The organism is Leclercia sp. LTM14, assembly GCF_023736175.1.
Lineage (GTDB): Bacteria > Pseudomonadota > Gammaproteobacteria > Enterobacterales > Enterobacteriaceae > Enterobacter > Enterobacter barmai.
Window position 1 is genome coordinate 82671 of the sequence record NZ_JAIKTT010000011.1, and the last position, 19510, is coordinate 102180.

Annotated in this window: 14 protein-coding genes; 12 read left to right on the plus strand and 2 right to left on the minus strand. The window is 57.4% G+C overall.

What is annotated here, in order from left to right; translation table 11 throughout:
• Window positions 1-200: 200 nt before the first annotated feature.
• Window positions 201-848: a polymer-forming cytoskeletal protein gene (locus tag K5I40_RS19520; RefSeq protein WP_223075685.1), complete on the minus strand. Its 648-nt coding sequence runs from the start codon at window positions 846-848 to the stop codon at window positions 201-203.
• A gap of 173 nt (window positions 849-1021) precedes the next feature.
• Between K5I40_RS19520 and K5I40_RS19525 the strand changes: the two genes are divergently transcribed.
• From K5I40_RS19525 to K5I40_RS19550, 6 genes are all read left to right on the plus strand, one after another.
• Window positions 1022-2059: an oxidoreductase gene (locus K5I40_RS19525; protein WP_223075684.1), complete on the plus strand. Its 1038-nt coding sequence runs from the start codon at window positions 1022-1024 to the stop codon at window positions 2057-2059.
• Window positions 2060-2182: 123 nt separating this feature from the next.
• Window positions 2183-2878, plus strand: a complete 696-nt coding sequence (locus tag K5I40_RS19530; protein WP_039032523.1) for a pirin family protein — start codon at window positions 2183-2185, stop codon at window positions 2876-2878.
• A gap of 99 nt (window positions 2879-2977) precedes the next feature.
• Window positions 2978-3973: a gluconate operon transcriptional repressor GntR gene (gntR, locus tag K5I40_RS19535; protein WP_039032524.1), complete on the plus strand. Its 996-nt coding sequence runs from the start codon at window positions 2978-2980 to the stop codon at window positions 3971-3973.
• A gap of 126 nt (window positions 3974-4099) precedes the next feature.
• Window positions 4100-4627 carry a gluconokinase gene (gene gntK / locus K5I40_RS19540; RefSeq protein ID WP_039032525.1) on the plus strand — a complete coding sequence of 176 codons (528 nt, stop codon included), beginning with the start codon at window positions 4100-4102 and terminating at the stop codon, window positions 4625-4627.
• A gap of 3 nt (window positions 4628-4630) precedes the next feature.
• The gene (gene gntU / locus K5I40_RS19545) at window positions 4631-5971 is read left to right on the plus strand and encodes a gluconate transporter (protein WP_139563760.1); all 1341 of its coding nucleotides are present in this window, start codon (window positions 4631-4633) and stop codon (window positions 5969-5971) included.
• Window positions 5972-7064: 1093 nt separating this feature from the next.
• Window positions 7065-7511, plus strand: a complete 447-nt coding sequence (locus K5I40_RS19550) for a hypothetical protein (protein WP_223075738.1) — start codon at window positions 7065-7067, stop codon at window positions 7509-7511.
• Between the two features lie 408 nt (window positions 7512-7919).
• Here the strand turns inward: K5I40_RS19550 and yhgN are convergent, their stop codons facing one another.
• Window positions 7920-8513: an NAAT family transporter YhgN gene (yhgN, locus tag K5I40_RS19555; protein ID WP_039031487.1), complete on the minus strand. Its 594-nt coding sequence runs from the start codon at window positions 8511-8513 to the stop codon at window positions 7920-7922.
• Window positions 8514-8690: 177 nt separating this feature from the next.
• Between yhgN and asd the strand changes: the two genes are divergently transcribed.
• The 6 genes from asd (at window position 8691) to glgP (ending at window position 19414) form a co-directional block, all read left to right on the plus strand.
• Entirely contained in the window at window positions 8691-9794 is a 1104-nt protein-coding gene (gene asd / locus K5I40_RS19560) for an aspartate-semialdehyde dehydrogenase (RefSeq protein ID WP_223075737.1), read from the plus strand.
• A gap of 249 nt (window positions 9795-10043) precedes the next feature.
• The gene (glgB, locus tag K5I40_RS19565) at window positions 10044-12230 is read left to right on the plus strand and encodes a 1,4-alpha-glucan branching enzyme (protein WP_039031489.1); all 2187 of its coding nucleotides are present in this window, start codon (window positions 10044-10046) and stop codon (window positions 12228-12230) included.
• Entirely contained in the window at window positions 12227-14200 is a 1974-nt protein-coding gene (gene glgX, locus K5I40_RS19570; RefSeq protein WP_223075736.1) for a glycogen debranching protein GlgX, read from the plus strand. Before glgB ends, glgX begins: the two co-directional genes overlap by 4 nt.
• Before the next feature lie 18 nt (window positions 14201-14218).
• Window positions 14219-15514: a glucose-1-phosphate adenylyltransferase gene (gene glgC / locus K5I40_RS19575; RefSeq protein ID WP_039031491.1), complete on the plus strand. Its 1296-nt coding sequence runs from the start codon at window positions 14219-14221 to the stop codon at window positions 15512-15514.
• The gene (gene glgA, locus K5I40_RS19580) at window positions 15514-16947 is read left to right on the plus strand and encodes a glycogen synthase GlgA (RefSeq protein ID WP_039031492.1); all 1434 of its coding nucleotides are present in this window, start codon (window positions 15514-15516) and stop codon (window positions 16945-16947) included. The genes glgC and glgA overlap by 1 nt, the downstream gene beginning before the upstream one ends.
• Before the next feature lie 19 nt (window positions 16948-16966).
• Entirely contained in the window at window positions 16967-19414 is a 2448-nt protein-coding gene (gene glgP / locus K5I40_RS19585) for a glycogen phosphorylase (RefSeq protein WP_223075735.1), read from the plus strand.
• Window positions 19415-19510: the final 96 nt, after the last annotated feature.

A 19510-nucleotide genomic window follows, 5' to 3' on the forward strand; every position in this document is an offset into this window, starting at 1 on the left:
AGTTAGGTTCCTTTCCAACATCCATGAGATTGAAATGTGAGTCAACTAGCATTTTTTGCAAAAATGAGTGGACAAGTGCGAATGAGAATGATTATTATTGTCCTGCATTCAGGAAGTCCGCGACGGAAACCTGAAAGCACGACATTGCTCACATTGCTTCCAGTATTATTTTAGCCAGCGTTTCGCTGGCTTTTTTTTGCCTAAAGCTTTTGCAACGGTATGAGTTCAGGCGTGTCAGGCACGTTCTCTTTCATCAGGCCCACCACGTTGTTCTTCTCGGCGAGAGCAGGTAACACCTCCGCCTGGCCGGAAAACACACCGCCCTTTTTGACCGCCAGCGTCCGGTAGAGCAGGGTGCCCGTGACCTGACCGTTTTCGCAGATCTCAATGGCATCGCCGCTGCACTGGCCGATGACCTTGCCATCGACAATCAGCTCCCGGCAGGTGATGTTTCCCTCCACCTGGCCCCCACGCATGATTTTTATCAGGCTCTCTTTGGAGTCGATATTGCCGGTCAGCGTACCGTGAACGTAGACGTGCCCGCCCGAGACGATATTGCCTTCAAAGTGCACATCGCTGGCAATAACGGTGGTGCCGTGTTTCTCCACCGCGGTGGGCTCTTTCTCGCTGACCGGGGCCGGTGCGATCATCTCTGGCTTGTCAATTTCGGTGATTTTTTGCTTTTTAAACATAAGGTTGACCTGATTAGATAAGAGGGGAATAGCAAAAGCCATTAGGGTCAATGCCGCGAACAGCCACGTCAGGGAGCGAGCGTTAAAGCACCAGGCGACCAGGGCGAGCAGCCAGAAGAGAAGTGCGCTATTCAACGCGAGATATTTTCTGTCCATAGAAAATGAGCGCGACTCCGTTCGCGAGCAGATTGATTTGACCGCCTCCTTATCCTGATAATTTCGGCCAGGATCAAGGTCATGGCTGCCATTTTAGGATTCGTTATAGAAATATATTTCAGCGTCATGTTGCGCTATGGTTGAAAGCAGAGACCTTAGCCAGGAACAACACCATGACACTACACTGCGCATTTATTGGATTTGGCAAAAGCACCACCCGCTATCACCTTCCGTATGTTCTTACCCGTAAAGCCAGCTGGCACGTGGCGCACATCTTCCGCCGCCACCCGAAACCGGAAGAGCAGTCCCCGCAGTACTCCCATATTCACTTCACCAGCGATCTCGACGAGGTGCTGAACGATCCTGAAGTGAAGCTGGTGATCGTCTGTACCCATGCCGACAGCCATTTTGAGTACGCAAAACTCGCCCTGGAAGCCGGTAAAAACGTGCTGGTGGAAAAGCCGTTCACCCCGACGATGGCCGAAGCAAAAGAGCTCTTCGAGCTGGCCCGCAGCAAAGGGCTGACCGTCAGCCCGTATCAGAACCGCCGCTTCGACACCTGCTTCCTCACCGCGAAACAGGCCATTGAGAGCGGCAAGCTGGGCGACATCGTCGAAGTTGAAAGCCACTTCGATTACTACCGTCCGGTGGCCGAGACCAAACCCGGCCTGCCGCAGGATGGCTCGTTCTACGGCCTCGGCGTGCACACCATGGATCAAATCATCTCCCTGTTCGGTCGCCCGGACCACGTGGCCTATGACATCCGCAGCCTGCGTAACAAAGCTAACCCGGACGATACCTTTGAAGCGCAGCTGTTCTACGGTGACCTGAAGGCAATCGTCAAAACCAGCCATCTGGTGAAAATCGACTACCCGAAATTCATCGTCCACGGCACCAAAGGCTCGTTTATCAAATACGGTATCGACCAGCAGGAGACCAGCCTGAAAGCCAACATCATGCCGGGTGAGCCGGGGTTTGCGGCGGATGATTCCGTGGGCGTGCTGGAGTACGTTAACGACGCGGGCGTGACGGTGAAAGAGGAGATCAAACCGGGCACCGGCGACTACGGTCAGGTCTACGACGCGCTGTTTGAGACCCTCACCAGCGGCGCCCCTAATTACGTCAAGGAAATTGAAGTGATGACCAACCTTGAAATCCTTGAACAGGCCTTTGAACAGGCTTCACCTGCCACAGTAACCCTTGCGAGATAAGCCTGAATGACTCCTCTGTGTTTGTTCAGATATTTTGAACAGAGGAGTCAATTTTCACCCTCTATGATCCCAGGTCGATTGCGTCCACACTTACTCCATCGAAACGAACTGAGGGTAAAAACAATGATCTTCTTACGCAAAGCAAACGACCGCGGTCACGCAAACCATGGCTGGCTGGACTCATGGCACAGCTTCTCGTTCGCCGATTATTACGACCCGAATTTTATGGGTTTCTCGGCACTGCGCGTGATTAACGATGACGTGATCGATGGCGGCCAGGGCTTTGGTACCCACCCGCACAAAGACATGGAAATCCTGACCTACGTGCTGGAAGGGGCGGTTGAGCACCAGGACAGCATGGGTAACAAAGAGCAGGTTCCGGCGGGCGAGTTCCAGATTATGAGCGCCGGTACCGGGGTGCGTCACTCCGAGTACAACCCAAGCAAAACCGACCGTCTGCGTCTGTACCAGATCTGGATCATTCCGGAAGCGAAAGGCATCACCCCGCGCTACGAGCAACGCCGCTTTGACGCGCAGCAGGGTAAACAGCTGGTGCTTTCCCCGGATGCGCGTGACGGCTCGCTGAAAGTGCATCAGGACATGGAGCTCTACCGCTGGGCGCTGGCGAAAGACGAGCAGTCCGTGCACCAGATTGCCGCCAACCGCAAAGTGTGGATCCAGGTGGTGAAAGGCGAAGTGACCATCAACGGCACTAAAGCCACCACCAGCGACGGTCTGGCTATCTGGGATGAGCAGGCGATCTCCGTGCATGCCGACAGCGCCGCTGAAATCCTGCTGTTCGACCTGCCGCCGGTCTAAATCATAAATAATTTCCAGCCTTCTCCTTTCGCAGGGGAAGGTTGGTCTTTGTCCGTGATAAACTGAGGAAATCTATTGCTACCGATTTCTCTCAGGACGATGAAAAAGAAAAGACCCGTACTTCAGGATGTAGCCGATCGCGTCGGTGTGACTAAAATGACGGTCAGCCGTTTCTTACGTAACCCGGAGCAGGTCTCCGTGGCGTTACGTGGCAAGATTGCCGCTGCTCTCGATGAACTGGGTTATATTCCTAACCGCGCCCCGGATATTCTCTCCAACGCCACCAGCCGCGCGGTGGGTGTCCTGCTTCCCTCCCTGACCAACCAGGTTTTCGCCGAAGTGCTTCGCGGCATTGAAAGCGTGACCGACGCCTTTGGCTATCAGACCATGCTCGCCCACTACGGCTACAAGCCGGAGCTGGAAGAGGAGCGTCTGGAGTCGATGCTCTCCTGGAACATTGACGGTCTGATCCTCACCGAGCGCACCCACACCCCCCGCACCCTGAAGATGATCGAAGTGGCGGGTATTCCGGTGGTGGAGCTGATGGACAGCCAGTCACCCTGTCTCGATATCGCGGTCGGATTCGACAACTTTGAAGCCGCCCGCCAGATGACGGCGGCGATCATCGCCCGCGGCCATCGTCATGTCGCCTATCTTGGCGCACGTCTGGATGAACGTACTATCATCAAACAGAAGGGGTACGAGCAGGCGATGCTCGACGCGAACTTAACGCCGTACAGTGTGATGGTCGAGCAATCCTCTTCCTACACCTCCGGCATTGAGCTGATGCGTCAGGCGCGTCGTGAATATCCGCAGCTTGATGGCATCTTCTGTACCAACGATGACCTCGCGGTGGGCGCCGCTTTCGAATGCCAGCGTCTCGGGCTTTCCATCCCGCAGGATATGGCGATTGCCGGTTTCCACGGTCACGACATCGGCCAGGTGATGGAGCCGCGTCTGGCGAGCGTCCTGACGCCGCGCGAGCGCATGGGGCGTATCGGTGCAGAACGCCTGCTGGCGCGCATTCGCGGTGAGACGGTGACGCCTAAAATGTTAGATTTAGGTTTCACGCTGTCACCAGGTGGATCTATTTAGCCTGACAAGTTTGAACTAGCTCACACTTATTCACTTCGCGCACGTTTGGATATTGCTTCTCGATAGCCCCGGCAGGACAATGTTACCGATAACTGTTACCCGTAACAATCGACTGAGGGACATACCTTGAGCACCACTAATCCTGATCACCACGTTTATGTCCTGATGGGCGTTTCCGGTAGCGGTAAGTCCGCCGTTGCCAGTGAAGTGGCGCATCAAATTCATGCCGCGTTCCTTGATGGTGATTTTCTCCATCCGCGCAGCAACATCACCAAAATGGCCTCCGGTGAGCCGCTGAACGACGACGATCGTAAGCCGTGGCTGCAGGCGCTGAACGATGCCGCCTTTGCCATGCAGCGCACCAATAAAGTGTCGCTGATCGTCTGCTCCGCGCTGAAAAAGACCTACCGTGACCAGCTGCGCGAAGGTAATGCCAATCTCTCCTTTATCTACCTGAAGGGCGATTTCGACGTGATCGAAACCCGTCTGAAAGCGCGCAAAGGGCACTTCTTCAAAACCCAGATGCTGGTGACGCAGTTCGAAACGCTGCAGGAACCGGGCGCTGACGAAAGCGATGTGCTGGTGGTAGATATCGATCAACCGCTGGACGGTGTTGTAGCAAGCACCATCGAGGTCATTAACAAAAGGCAGTAAGTTTTGAGTACGTTAACGCTTGTTTTAACAGCAGTCGGCTCCGTGCTGTTGCTGCTGTTTTTAGTAATGAAGGCCCGTATGCACGCCTTCGTTGCTTTGATGGTGGTCTCTATTGGTGCAGGTCTCTTTTCCGGAATGCCGCTCGATAAAATCGCAGCGACCATGGAAAAAGGGATGGGAGGCACGTTAGGCTTCCTGGCGATTGTGGTCGCGCTTGGCGCGATGTTCGGCAAAATCCTGCATGAAACCGGCGCGGTCGATCAGATCGCCGTCAAAATGCTGAAATCCTTCGGTCACAGCCGGGCGCACTACGCCATTGGTCTGGCCGGTCTGATCTGCGCGTTGCCGCTGTTCTTCGAAGTGGCGGTGGTGCTGCTGATTAGCGTGGCCTTCTCCATGGCCCGCCATACCGGCACCAACCTGGTGAAGCTGGTGATCCCGCTGTTTGCCGGTGTGGCCGCCGCCGCGGCGTTCCTGCTGCCGGGGCCTGCGCCGATGCTGCTGGCCTCGCAGATGCACGCGGATTTTGGCTGGATGATCCTGATTGGTCTGTGCGCGGCGATCCCGGGGATGCTGATTGCCGGTCCGCTGTGGGGCAATTTTATCAGCCGTTACGTTGAGTTGCACATTCCTGATGACGTCTCCGAGCCGCATCTGGGCGAAAACAAAATGCCGTCCTTCGGCTTTAGCCTCGCGCTGATCCTGCTGCCGCTGGTGCTGGTGGGGCTGAAAACCATTGCCGCGCGCTTTGTGCCGGTGGGCTCGAGTGCTTACGAGTGGTTTGAGTTTATCGGCCATCCGTTCACCGCGATCCTGGTGGCCTGTCTGGTGGCGATTTACGGTCTGGCGATGCGCCAGGGTATGGCGAAAGACAGGGTAATGGAGATCTGCGGTCACGCGCTGCAGCCGGCGGGCATTATCCTGCTGGTGATCGGTGCGGGCGGGGTGTTCAAGCAGGTGCTGGTCGATTCCGGCGTTGGCCCGGCATTGGGTGGGGCGCTCACCGGAATGGGCCTGCCGGTTGCGGTGACCTGCTTCGTGCTGGCTGCGGCGGTGCGTATCATTCAGGGCTCCGCGACCGTGGCCTGTTTAACCGCCGTCGGGCTGGTGATGCCGGTGATTGAGCAGTTGAACTACTCCGGCGCGCAGATGGCAGCACTGTCTATCTGTATCGCGGGTGGGTCGATTGTGGTGTCGCACGTTAACGACGCCGGTTTCTGGCTGTTCGGTAAATTTACCGGGGCGACGGAAGCGCAGACCCTGAAAACCTGGACGATGATGGAAACCATCCTCGGGACGACCGGGGCGATTGTGGGGATGATTGCGTTTACGCTGTTGAGCTAGCGGCTACCAGACCGTAAACCGTAGGCCGGGTAAGGCGTAGCCGCCACCCGGCTTCTGGCACCCCGCACTGGGGTGAACATGTGGCAACGGTGGTGTTTCCGTTCACTTTACGTTCCTTGCTTCTCTGTATGCCACGTCATCCGTGAACGTGTCAGGGGGCTTGCCGCCGCCCCCCTGACCACCCCGGCTCCCGGCAAAGAAAATCGCCGCTTCGCGGTACCCTCAGCTTATTCCTTTCGGCTATCGGGTCGGGGGCGATCCTACATCCCTGTAGGTCGCCCCTCTCGGCGCATCCATGCGCCTCGCCCCGGCCTTCAGTCAACGCTTCGGCGATTTTCAGCCGGACCAGGGAGCCGCTGCGGGTGTTTTGCTTACCTGACTATTTTCGCGGCTGGAGATTTAATTTCTGGATATGAGGGCAGGGACGTAGGCCGGGTAAGGCGTAGCCGCCACCCGGCGTGAACATGTGGCAACGGTGGTGTTTCCGTTCACTTTACGTTCCTTGCTTCTCTGTATGCCACGTCATCCGTGAACGTGTCAGGGGGCTTGCCGCCGCCCCCCTGACCACCCCGGCTCCCGGCAAAGAAAATCGCCGCTTCGCGGTACCCTCAGCTTATTCCTTTCGGCTATCGGGTCGGGGGCGATCCTACATCCCTGTAGGTCGCCCCTCTCGGCGCATCCATGCGCCTCGCCCCGGCCTTCAGTCAACGCTTCGGCGATTTTCAGCCGGACCAGGGAGCCGCTGCGGGTGTTTTGCTTACCTGACTATTCTCGCGGCTGAAGATTTAATTTCTGGTTATGCGAGCAGCCTTCCAGAGCCTGATTTCTCTATCTTGCTACCCGCCCGATAACGCAGTATCTTCTTGTTGCGACTGCAAAATCAGGCGCCGGAATTAGCCTTCTGATATCCTCATCGGCGGCACAAGTTTATTGTGCCGCACGCTTAGCTACACTCCAAGGGTGGGCCGGGCGGGGGCGTCGAAAGACGCGCCGGTATCCGATGAGGCCGGTAAGGCTAACCCTGTTCGGTTCCACCACCAGCGAGATTAGCCTCTCCAGTGGTGGAAAAACACTACTCATCGGAGGCTGTCTTATGACTACTACCCTTAGCTTTTCTCACTCTTTATTCACTACACCATTCGATCACAACACCGATTTCACCGATCTGGCAGACAACTGTGCGCAATTCGTTGATGCATTGGTTGAATGCGACGATCCCGCCGAAAAAATGGCGCTGTGTGGGCGGCTTTCCGCCTGTCTTGCGCTGCTTCAGCCAACGCTGCTTGAACCTGTTCCCGAGCATTTAAAGGCGAGCCTGACGGTGGATGACTTACCGCTGGAACAGCCTGTATTTGAACCGGCAGCGGATCAGTTAGGGCGTTTTTGCCAGCTTTTAACCCAGCTGATGCTGAATCAATCGCTGTCAAAAAATGATGAAAGAGTGGCAGGAGATTTACTCCAGGAACTGGTTGGATTTTATAGCGATACGCTAAAAGCACCGCGCTGGCTGTGTACAGATGAAGGTGTCGTGCTGCTGTAAAAAGCCGGGTGGCGCTTGCGCTTACCCGGCCTACATTACTCACCGCGATGACCAAATTAAAGGAAAGTAAAAAAACTACCGCGACACCCAGGTCCGGCTGAAAATCGCTGAGTCGTTTCCTGTAGGCCGGGGCGAGGCGCATGGACGCGCCGAGAGGGCATAGCCTGCATGGATGCAGGCTGGTGCCCGACCCGATAGCCGGAAGGAATAAGACGAAGGGACCGCGAAGCGGCGATTTTCTTGCCGGTAGCCCGGGTTGCCAGGGTGGTGGCGATTGAGCCACCCTGGCACGTTCACCGGTGCGGGAGTAACAGAGAAGCAGGGAACGTGAGGTGAACGGAATTACCACTTCTGCCGCAAGTTCCCCTCACCCTAACCCTCTCCCCAAAGGAGCGAGGGGATCGTTCGTCACCCCTTCATCCACGCCCGAATCCCATCCAGGAACATCTGCGTTGCCATCATCACTAATATCAACCCCATCAATCGCTCCAGCGCATTCACCCCTTTCTCCCCCAGCAGGCGCAAAAACAGCGACGACTGCAGCAGGATGATAAAGGTCCCGCCCCAGGCTATCAGCAGGGCAATCACCAGATGGCTCATCTGATTCGGGTACTGATGCGACAGCAGCATCAGCGTCGCCAGAATGGTCGGCCCGGCGACCAGCGGGATCGCCAGCGGCACAATAAACGGCTCCTCACCCGCAGGCAGGCCGCTGCTGTTGCCTTCGCTGCTCGGGAAAATCATTTTGATGGCGATCAGGAACAGAATAATCCCGCCGGAAATCGAGACCGTTTCAGCGCGTAAATTCAGGAACGCGAGAATTTTCTCGCCGGCAAACAGGAAGATAAACATCACCAGCAGGGCGATGAGCAGCTCGCGGATCATGATGGCCCGACGGCGCTTCGGCTCGGTGTGCTTCAGCACCGACATGAAAATAGGCAGGTTTCCGAGTGGATCCATAATTAGGATCAATAAAACAGCTGCGGAAATGATTTCGCTCATCGTAGGTTATCCCTGATACTTGTATGGTTTCTCGGATGATTAGCTCTTTTTCTGATAGCCGGGCAATCATCGATTAATTTCGCTTGCGACTTTGGCAGCATTTTGTAATGTGAAGCATATCCCAGTTCAATACTGGCTTGCATAAACAGCACACACCCTCTGCAGGAAAAAAATGCTATGAAAAACGTTGGTTTTATCGGCTGGCGCGGTATGGTCGGCTCTGTACTCATGCAACGCATGGTTGAAGAGCGCGACTTCGACGCTATCCGCCCGGTCTTCTTCTCCACTTCCCAGCTCGGCCAGGCTGCTCCGTCCTTTGGGGGTTCCACAGGCACGTTGCAGGATGCTTTTGATCTGGAAGCGTTGAAGGCGCTGGACATTATCGTGACCTGCCAGGGCGGCGATTATACCAACGAAATTTATCCAAAGCTCCGTGAAAGCGGCTGGCAGGGCTACTGGATTGACGCGGCCTCTTCGCTGCGCATGAAAGACGACGCCATCATTATTCTTGACCCGGTTAACCAGGATGTCATCACCGATGGCCTGAACAAGGGCGTGAAAATCTTCGTCGGCGGCAACTGCACCGTCAGCCTGATGCTGATGTCGCTGGGCGGCCTGTTTGCTCAGGATCTGGTGGAGTGGGTCTCGGTTGCCACCTATCAGGCAGCCTCCGGCGGCGGCGCGCGTCATATGCGCGAGCTGCTGACCCAGATGGGCCAGCTGCACGCAAGCGTTGCGCAAGAGCTGGCAAATCCGGCGTCCGCCATTCTCGATATCGAGCGTAAAGTGACTCAGCTGACCCGCAGCGGCGAGCTGCCGGTGGATAACTTCGGCGTACCGCTGGCCGGTGGTCTGATCCCGTGGATCGACAAACAGCTGGATAACGGCCAGACCCGCGAAGAGTGGAAAGGCCAGGCCGAGACCAACAAGATCCTGCGTACCTCTTCCGTGATCCCGGTTGATGGTCTGTGCGTGCGCATCGGCGCGCTGCGCTGCCACAGCCAGGCATTCACCATCAAACTGAAAAAAGATGTGTCTATTCCGACGGTGGAAGAGCTGCTCGCATCGCACAATCAGTGGGCGAAAGTGGTGCCAAACGACCGCGACATCACCATGCGCGAGCTGACCCCTGCGGCAGTGACCGGCACATTATCTACCCCTGTTGGACGCCTGCGTAAACTAAATATGGGGCCAGAATACCTTTCCGCCTTTACCGTCGGCGACCAGCTGTTATGGGGTGCCGCCGAGCCGCTGCGCAGGATGCTGCGTCAGCTGGCGTAATAAATACTTAATACTAAGGGGTGATTTATCACCCCTTTTTTTGCGTACTAAAGGACGAAAACGCAAATGATCCATTATTTTTCGGGAGTCATATAAAGCGTTGGCTATGCTTTATGCGGGATGCCACATATTCCGCCTGGAGGTTGGATGGAACAGAGAGGATGCACAGTGTGCTGTTCCATTCAGGTCACATCAAGGTCGTACCCGGCGCGCGAAAGGGGCGGCAACTAAAAAAACAGGATGAACACCATGTCTGTTCGTATTGATAGAGACGTGATTAATGCGCTTATTGCGGGTCACTTTGCGGATCCGTTTTCTGTACTTGGCATGCACCGCACTGACGCCGGGCTGGAAGTCCGGGCACTGTTACCTGACGCAACGGAAGTGTGGGTGATTGAACCCAAAACCGGTCGCAAGGTCGGTAAACTCGAATGTATCGATTCACGCGGCTTCTTCGCTGGCGTGATGGCCCGCCGTAAAAACTTCTTCCGCTATCAGCTCGCCGTGATCTGGCATGGTCAGCAGAATCTGATCGACGATCCCTATCGCTTTGGTCCTCTGTTGCAGGAGATGGACGCCTGGCTGCTGTCGGAAGGTACGCACCTGCGGCCTTATGAAACCCTCGGCGCGCACGCCGACACGATGGACGGCGTCACCGGCACCCGCTTTACCGTCTGGGCACCGAATGCCCAACGCGTCTCCGTGGTGGGGCAGTTCAACTACTGGGATGGCCGCCGCCACCCGATGCGCCTGCGCCGTGAAACCGGCATCTGGGAGCTGTTTATCCCCGGCGCGCAAAACGGCCAGCTGTACAAATATGAGATGATCGATGCTCACGGCAAGCTGCGCATCAAGGCCGACCCCTATGCCTTCGAGGCACAGATGCGCCCGGAAACGGCGTCACTGATTTGCGGCCTGCCGGAGAAAGTCGCCCAGAGCGAAGAGCGCGCCCGGGCCAACCAGTTCGATATGCCGATCTCCATTTACGAAGTCCATCTTGGCTCCTGGCGTCGTCATACCGATAACAACTTCTGGCTCAGCTACCGGGAGCTTGCCGACCAGCTGATCCCCTATGTGAAATGGATGGGCTTTACCCATCTGGAGCTGCTGCCGATCAACGAGCACCCGTTTGACGGCAGCTGGGGCTACCAGCCGACCGGGATGTATGCCCCGACCCGCCGTTTCGGCACCCGGGATGACTTCCGCTACTTTATCAACGCCGCGCACGCCGCCGGGCTGAACGTGATCCTCGACTGGGTCCCGGGCCACTTCCCGTCCGATGATTTTGGCCTGGCGCAGTTCGACGGCACCAGCCTGTATGAGCACAGCGATCCGCGGGAAGGCTATCACCAGGACTGGAATACCCTGATCTACAACTATGGCCGTCGGGAAGTGACCAACTACCTGGTGGGCAATGCGCTCTACTGGATCGAGCGTTTCGGCATTGATGCCCTGCGCGTGGATGCGGTGGCGTCGATGATCTATCGCGACTACAGCCGCAAAGAGGGGGAGTGGATCCCGAACGAATTCGGCGGCCGCGAAAACCTCGAAGCGATCGAGTTCCTGCGTAACACCAACCGCATTCTCGGCGAGCAGTCGCCGGGCGCGGTGACGATGGCCGAAGAGTCCACCGACTTCCCGGGCGTCTCCCGTCCGCCTTCCATGGGCGGCCTCGGCTTCTGGTACAAGTGGAACCTCGGCTGGATGCACGACACCCTGGATTACATGAAGCTCGATCCAGTGCATCGCCAGTATCACCACAACAAGCTGACCTTCGGCATGCTCTATAACGGCACCGAAAACTTTGTCCTGCCGCTCTCCCACGACGAAGTGGTTCACGGCAAAAAATCGATTCTCGACCGTATGCCGGGCGACGCGTGGCAGAAATTTGCCAACCTGCGCGCCTACTACGGCTGGATGTTCGCCTTCCCGGGCAAAAAGCTGCTGTTTATGGGCAACGAGTTCGCCCAGGGCCGCGAGTGGAACCACGATTCCAGCCTCGACTGGCATCTGCTGGAAGGGGGCGACAACTGGCACCACGGCGTTCAGCGCCTGGTTCGCGACCTCAACCATACCTACCGTCATCACAAGGCCCTGCACGAGCTGGACTTCGATGATTACGGCTTTGAGTGGCTGGTGGTGGATGACCACGAACGCTCGGTGCTGATCTTTGTCCGTCGTGATAAAGCGGGCAACGAAATCATCGTCGCCAGCAACTTCACCCCGGTGACGCGCCATCACTACCGGTTCGGCATCAATCAGCCGGGCAAATGGCGCGAGGTGCTGAACACCGACTCCATGCACTACCACGGCAGCAATGCGGGTAACGGTGGGCTGGTGCAGAGCGATGAACAGGAGAGCCATGGTCGTCCACAATCCCTGAGCCTGACGCTGCCGCCGCTGTCCACTATCTGGCTGGTCCGGGAGGGGGAATGACGCAACTCACTGCCGGTAAACCCGCCCCGCTCGGTGCGTGCTACGACGGGAAGGGGGTGAACTTCACGCTCTTCTCCGCCCACGCGGATCGGGTTGAACTCTGTGTGTTTGACGGCAAAGGCATTGAACATCGCTACGATCTGGTGGCGCGCAGCGGCGATATCTGGCACGGCTATCTGGAACATGCCCGCCCCGGCATGCGCTACGGCTATCGGGTTTATGGGCCCTGGGATCCGGCCAAAGGGCTGCGCTTTAACCCGGCGAAACTGCTGCTCGACCCCTGCGCGTATCAGGTCGATGGCACGCTGAATGACGACGTTCTGCTGCACAGCGGCAAAGAGACCCCGGATCACCGCGACAGCGCCGCCGTCGCGCCGAAAAGCGTGGTGGTCAACGATCATTACGACTGGGAAGAGGATGCCCCGCCCAACACGCCGTGGGGCAACACGGTCATCTATGAAGCGCACGTCAAAGGGCTGACCTGGCTGCACCCTGAAATCCCGGAAGAGATCCGCGGCACCTATCAGGCGCTCAGCCATCCGGTGATGATTGCCTATTTTAAGCAGCTCGGCATCACGGCTCTGGAGTTATTGCCGGTGGCCCATTTCGCCAGCGAGCCGCGCCTGCAACGCCTCGGCCTCAGCAACTACTGGGGCTATAACCCGATGGCGATGTTTGCCCTCGAGCCGCGCTACGCCTCGCATCCCGACCGGGCGCGGGATGAGTTTCGTGACGCGGTGAAGGCGCTACACGAAGCGGGTATCGAGGTCATTCTGGATATCGTTCTCAACCACAGCGCCGAGCTGGATCTTGAGGGGCCGACCTTCTCCCTGCGCGGAATTGATAACCCTAGCTATTATTGGTTAAGAGAGGACGGGGATTATCACAACTGGACCGGGTGCGGTAACACCCTCAACCTCAGCCATCCGGCGGTAACAGATTACGCGTACGCGTGCCTGAAATACTGGGTTGAAACCTTCCACATCGACGGTTTTCGTTTTGACCTGGCCCCGGTAATGGGACGCACGCCGGAATACAGCCAGCAGGCGCCGCTGTTTGAGGCCATCAAAAACTGCCCGCTGCTCTCGGGCGTGAAGCTGATTGCTGAACCCTGGGATGTCGGCCCGGGCGGTTACCAGGTGGGGAATTTCCCGCCGCTGTTTGCCGAGTGGAACGATCACTATCGTGATGCGGCGCGCCGCTTCTGGCTGGCGCGCGATCTGTCGCTGGGGGCCTTTGCCGGACGTTTCGCGGCGTCCAGCGATCTGTTTAAACGCAACGGGCGTTTGCCATCTGCGTCGGTCAATTTGCTGACGGCGCACGACGGATTCACCCTGCGTGACTGCGTTTGTTTCAATCAGAAACACAATGAAGCAAACGGCGAAGAAAACCGTGACGGCACCTTCAATAACCACAGTTTTAACCATGGTGTTGAAGGATTAAGTGGCAATCTGGATGTGATTGAACGGCGGCGCGCCAGCGTGCATGCGCTGCTGACCACCCTTTTGCTGTCACAGGGGACGCCGATGCTGCTGGCGGGCGATGAACATGGCCACAGTCAGCACGGCAACAACAACGCGTATTGCCAGGATAACGCGTTAACCTGGCTGGACTGGCAACAGGCCAACGAGGGATTGGTCGCCTTTACGGCCGCGCTGGTGCATCTGCGCAAGCAGATCCCGGCGCTCACCCTGAATCAGTGGTGGGAAGAGGGCGATGGCAATGTTCGCTGGTTAAATAAAAAGGCGCAACCCCTGGACGCGCACGAGTGGCAGAGCGGCGTGCCGTGCCTGCAGATCCTGCTTTCGGATTGCTGGCTCATCACCTTCAACGCCACCAATGAAGTCGCAGAAATTGCTTTACCCGAAGGGGAGTGGCGGGCTATCCCCCCCTTTGCCGGAGAGGATAATCCGGTCGTTATGACTGCCTGGCATGGGCCTGCGCACGGTGTATGTGTATTCCAGAGATGATAATAAAAGGAGTTGATCATGGTTAGGTTAGATAAGAACGACCCTCTAATGTTGGCGCGTCAGCTGCCATTGAAGTCTGTTGCCCTGATTCTTGCTGGTGGACGCGGTACCCGATTAAAAGATTTAACGATTAAACGTGCCAAACCCGCCGTCCACTTCGGCGGTAAATTCCGTATTATCGATTTTGCTCTGTCAAACTGCCTTAACTCCGGTATTCGCCGTATTGGCGTGATCACCCAGTATCAGTCCCACACCCTGGTGCAGCACATTCAGCGCGGCTGGTCGTTCTTCAGTGAGGAGATGAACGAGTTTGTCGATCTGCTGCCTGCCCAGCAGCGCGTACACGGCGAAAACTGGTATCGCGGCACCGCCGATGCGGTCACGCAGAACCTCGACATTATTCGTCGCTACGACGCCGAGTATGTGGTGATCCTCGCCGGGGACCACATCTACAAGCAGGACTACTCGCGCATGCTAATCGACCATGTCGAAAAAGGGGCGCGCTGCACCGTGGCCTGTATGCCGGTGCCCGTTGCCGAGGCGACGGCGTTTGGCGTTATGGCGGTGGATGAAAACGACAAAGTCATCGAGTTCGTGGAAAAACCGGCGAACCCGCCTTCAATGCCGGGGGATGACACTAAGTCGCTCGCCAGTATGGGTATCTATGTCTTTGATGCCGATTACCTTTACCAGCTGCTGGAAGAGGATGACAAGGACGAGAAATCCAGCCACGACTTCGGCAAAGATATTATCCCGAAAATCACCAAATCTGGCATGGCCTATGCACATCCGTTCCCACTGTCCTGCGTACAGTCCGATCCGAATTCAGAACCGTACTGGCGCGATGTGGGCACCCTGGAAGCGTACTGGAAGGCCAACCTCGACCTGGCCTCTGTAACGCCAGAACTCGACATGTACGACCATAACTGGCCGATCCGCACCCACATGGAGTCTCTGCCTCCTGCGAAATTTGTGCAGGACCGCTCGGGCAGCCACGGCATGACGCTGAACTCGCTGGTTTCCGGCGGGTGCATTATCTCGGGCTCGGTGGTGGTGCAGTCGGTGTTGTTCCCGCGCGTGCGGGTGAACTCCTTCTGCAACATTGATTCGTCAGTACTGTTACCCGACGTCTGGGTGGGCCGCTCGTGCCGCCTGCGTCGTTGCGTTATCGACCGTGCCTGCGTCATCCCGGAAGGCATGGTAATTGGAGAAAATGCGGAAGAGGACGCACGCCGTTTCTACCGCTCAGAAGAAGGTATCGTGCTGGTTACGCGTGAAATGCTGCGTAAACTGCAGATCAAACAGGAGCGATGATGCAGGTTTTACACGTTTGTTCTGAGATGTTCCCGTTGCTAAAAACCGGCGGGTTGGCGGATGTGATTGGGGCGTTACCGGCGGCGCAAATCGCCGGTGGGGTCGATACTCGCGTGCTTCTCCCTGCTTTTCCGGATATTCGTCGCGGCGTGCCTGACGCGCAGATTGTCAGCCGCCGTGAGACCTTTGCCGGGCGCATCACATTACTGTTTGGCCATTACAACGGCGTGGGCATCTACCTGATTGATGCCCCGCATCTTTATGACCGCCCAGGGAGCCCGTACCACGACACTAACCTGTTTGCCTATACCGACAACGTGCTGCGTTTCGCGCTGCTCGGCTGGGTCGGTGCGGAGATGGCCTGCGGGCTGGATCCGTTCTGGCGTCCGGACATCGTGCATGCCCACGACTGGCACGCTGGCCTGGCCCCGGCGTATCTGGCGGTGCGTGGCCATCCGGCAAAATCGGTCTTTACCGTGCATAACCTGGCGTATCAGGGGATGTATTTAGCCAAACACATGGATGAAATAGAACTGCCATGGTCGTTCTTTAATATCCATGGGCTGGAGTTCAACGGGCAGATTTCGTTCCTCAAGGCCGGGCTGTACTACGCCGATCACATCACCGCCGTAAGCCCGACCTACGCGCGGGAGATCACCGAAGCGCAGTTTGGCTACGGCATGGAAGGGCTGCTGACCCAGCGCCACCGTGAAGGCCGCTTGTCGGGCATTCTCAACGGCGTGGATGAAAAAATCTGGAGCCCGGAGACCGATCTGCTGCTGAGCGCGCGCTATAACCGCGACTCGGTGGAAGATAAGGCCGAGAACAAACGTCAGCTGCAGATTGCTATGGGGCTGAAGGTCAACGACAAGGTGCCGCTGTTTGCGGTGGTGAGCCGTCTGACCAGCCAGAAAGGGCTCGATCTGGTGCTTGAAGCGCTGCCGGGTCTGCTGGAGCAGGGCGGACAGCTGGCGCTGCTGGGGGCCGGCGATCCGGTGCTGCAGGAGGGCTTCCTCGCCGCCGCCGCCGAGCATCCGGGGCAGGTGGGGGTGCAGATTGGCTATCACGAAGCCTTCTCCCATCGCATCATGGGTGGCGCCGACGTTATCCTGGTGCCGAGCCGATTTGAGCCCTGCGGCTTAACCCAGCTGTATGGCCTGAAGTACGGCACGCTGCCTCTGGTGCGTCGTACCGGCGGGCTGGCGGATACCGTATCCGACACCTCGCTGGAGAACCTGGCAGACGGAATAGCCAGCGGATTTGTCTTCGAGGACAGTAATGCCTGGTCGCTGTTACGCGCGATTCGTCGTGCCTTCGTGTTGTGGTCACGTCCCTCTTTATGGCGTTTTGTTCAACGCCAGGCGATGGCCATGGATTTTAGCTGGCAAGTTGCGGCGCAGTCCTACCGCGATCTTTATCAACGCTTGATGTAACAACGCTGGAATCAGAGATATGAATGCACCCTTTTCCTATGCGTCTCCCACGGTAAGCATTGAGGCGTTAAAGCACTCTATCGCTTACAAGCTGATGTTCACCATCGGCAAAGATCCGGTCATCGCCAACAAACACGAATGGCTTAACGCCACGCTGTTTGCGGTGCGTGACCGGCTGGTTGAACGCTGGCTGCGCTCCAACCGCGCCCAGCTCTCACAGGAGACTCGCCAGGTTTACTATCTGTCGATGGAGTTTTTGATTGGCCGCACCCTTTCCAACGCGCTGTTGTCGCTGGGTATTTATGACGACGTCAAAACCGCGCTGGAAGAGATGGGGCTGGATTTAGAAGAGCTGATTGACGAAGAGAACGACCCCGGCTTAGGCAACGGCGGTCTGGGTCGTCTGGCGGCCTGCTTCCTCGATTCGCTGGCGACCCTCGCCCTGCCGGGGCGTGGCTACGGCATCCGCTACGATTACGGCATGTTCAAACAGAACATCGTCGATGGCCGACAGAAAGAGTCCCCGGACTACTGGCTGGAGTACGGCAACCCGTGGGAGTTCAAGCGCCACAACACCCGCTATAAGGTCCGCTTTGGTGGCCGTATTCAGCAGGAAGGCAAAAAGAGCCGCTGGGTCGAGACCGAAGAGATCCTCGCCGTGGCCTACGACCAGATTATCCCCGGCTACGACACCGATGCCACCAACACGCTGCGCCTGTGGAACGCCCAGGCCAGTAGCGAGATCAACCTCGGTAAATTCAACCAGGGCGACTACTTCGCGGCGGTGGAAGATAAAAACCACTCCGAGAACGTCTCCCGTGTGCTTTACCCGGACGACTCCACCTACTCGGGGCGCGAGCTGCGTCTGCGCCAGGAGTACTTCCTGGTCTCCGCGACCATTCAGGATATCCTGAGCCGCCACTACCAGCTGCACAAAACCTACGCCAACCTGGCCGAGAAGACCTGTATCCACCTGAATGACACCCATCCGGTGCTGTCGATCCCCGAGCTGATGCGTCTGCTGATCGACGAGCATAAGTTCAGCTGGGACGAGGCCTTCGAGGTGACCTGCCAGGTCTTCTCCTACACCAACCACACGTTGATGAGTGAAGCCCTGGAAACCTGGCCGGTGGATATGCTCGGCAAAATCCTACCGCGCCACCTGCAGATCATCTTTGAGATTAACGACTTCTTCCTGAAAACGTTGCAGGAGCAGTATCCGCACGACACCGGCCTGCTGAGCCGCACCTCCATCATTGATGAATCCAATGGCCGCCGGGTGCGCATGGCGTGGCTGGCGGTGGTGATCAGCCACAAGGTCAACGGCGTGTCTGAGCTGCACTCTAACCTGATGGTGCAGTCGCTGTTCGCCGACTTTGCAAAAATCTTCCCGATGCGGTTCTGCAACGTCACCAACGGGGTGACGCCGCGCCGCTGGCTGGCGCTGGCTAACCAGCCGCTCTCCGAGGTGCTCGACGAGAACATTGGCCGTACCTGGCGCACCGATTTAAGCCAGCTGAGCGAGCTGGAGCAGCACGCTGACTTCCCGACGGTGAATAAAGCGGTACGCGACGCCAAGCTGCTGAACAAAAAGCGGCTGGCGGTGTGGATGGCGCTGCATCTGAACGTGGTCGCCAACCCGAAAGCGCTGTTCGACGTGCAGATCAAACGTATCCACGAGTACAAGCGTCAGCTGATGAACGTGCTGCACGTGATCACCCGCTACAACCGCATCAAGGCCGATCCGGATGCCGAGTGGGTGCCGCGCGTGAACATCTTCGCCGGTAAAGCGGCCTCGGCCTACTACATGGCGAAACACATCATCCATCTGATCAACGACGTGGCGAAGGTGATCAACAACGATCCGCAGATTGGTGACAAGCTGAAGGTCGTCTTTATCCCGAACTACAGCGTGAGTCTGGCGCAGCTGATCATTCCGGCGGCCGATCTCTCGGAGCAGATCTCGACCGCAGGCACTGAGGCTTCCGGCACCAGTAATATGAAGTTTGCCCTGAACGGCGCGCTGACCATCGGCACGCTGGACGGCGCCAACGTTGAGATGCTGGAGCACGTGGGTGAAGAAAACATCTTTATCTTCGGCAACACCACGGAAGAGGTGGAGGCGCTGCGTGCGAAGGGTTACTCGCCGCGTGACTATTACGAAAAGGATGAAGAGCTTCGTCAGGTGCTGACCCAGATCGCCACCGGGGTATTCAACCCGGACGAGCCTGGCCGCTACCGCGACCTGGTGGATTCGCTGATTAACTTCGGGGATCACTATCAGGTGCTGGCGGACTACCGCAGCTATGTGGATTGTCAGGACCGCGTGGACGAGCTGTACCGCAAGCCGGAAGAGTGGGCCACCAAAGCGATGCATAACATCGCCAACATGGGCTACTTCTCGTCGGATCGCACCATCAAAGAGTATGCCGAGACGATCTGGCATATTGATCCGGTGCGGTTGTAAAAGCAAAAAGGCAACGAAAGTTGCCTTTTTTAGTGTTTGCACCCTCTCCCTGTGGGAGAGGGCCGGGGTGAGGGCATCAGGCCGCACCGCTGTTTT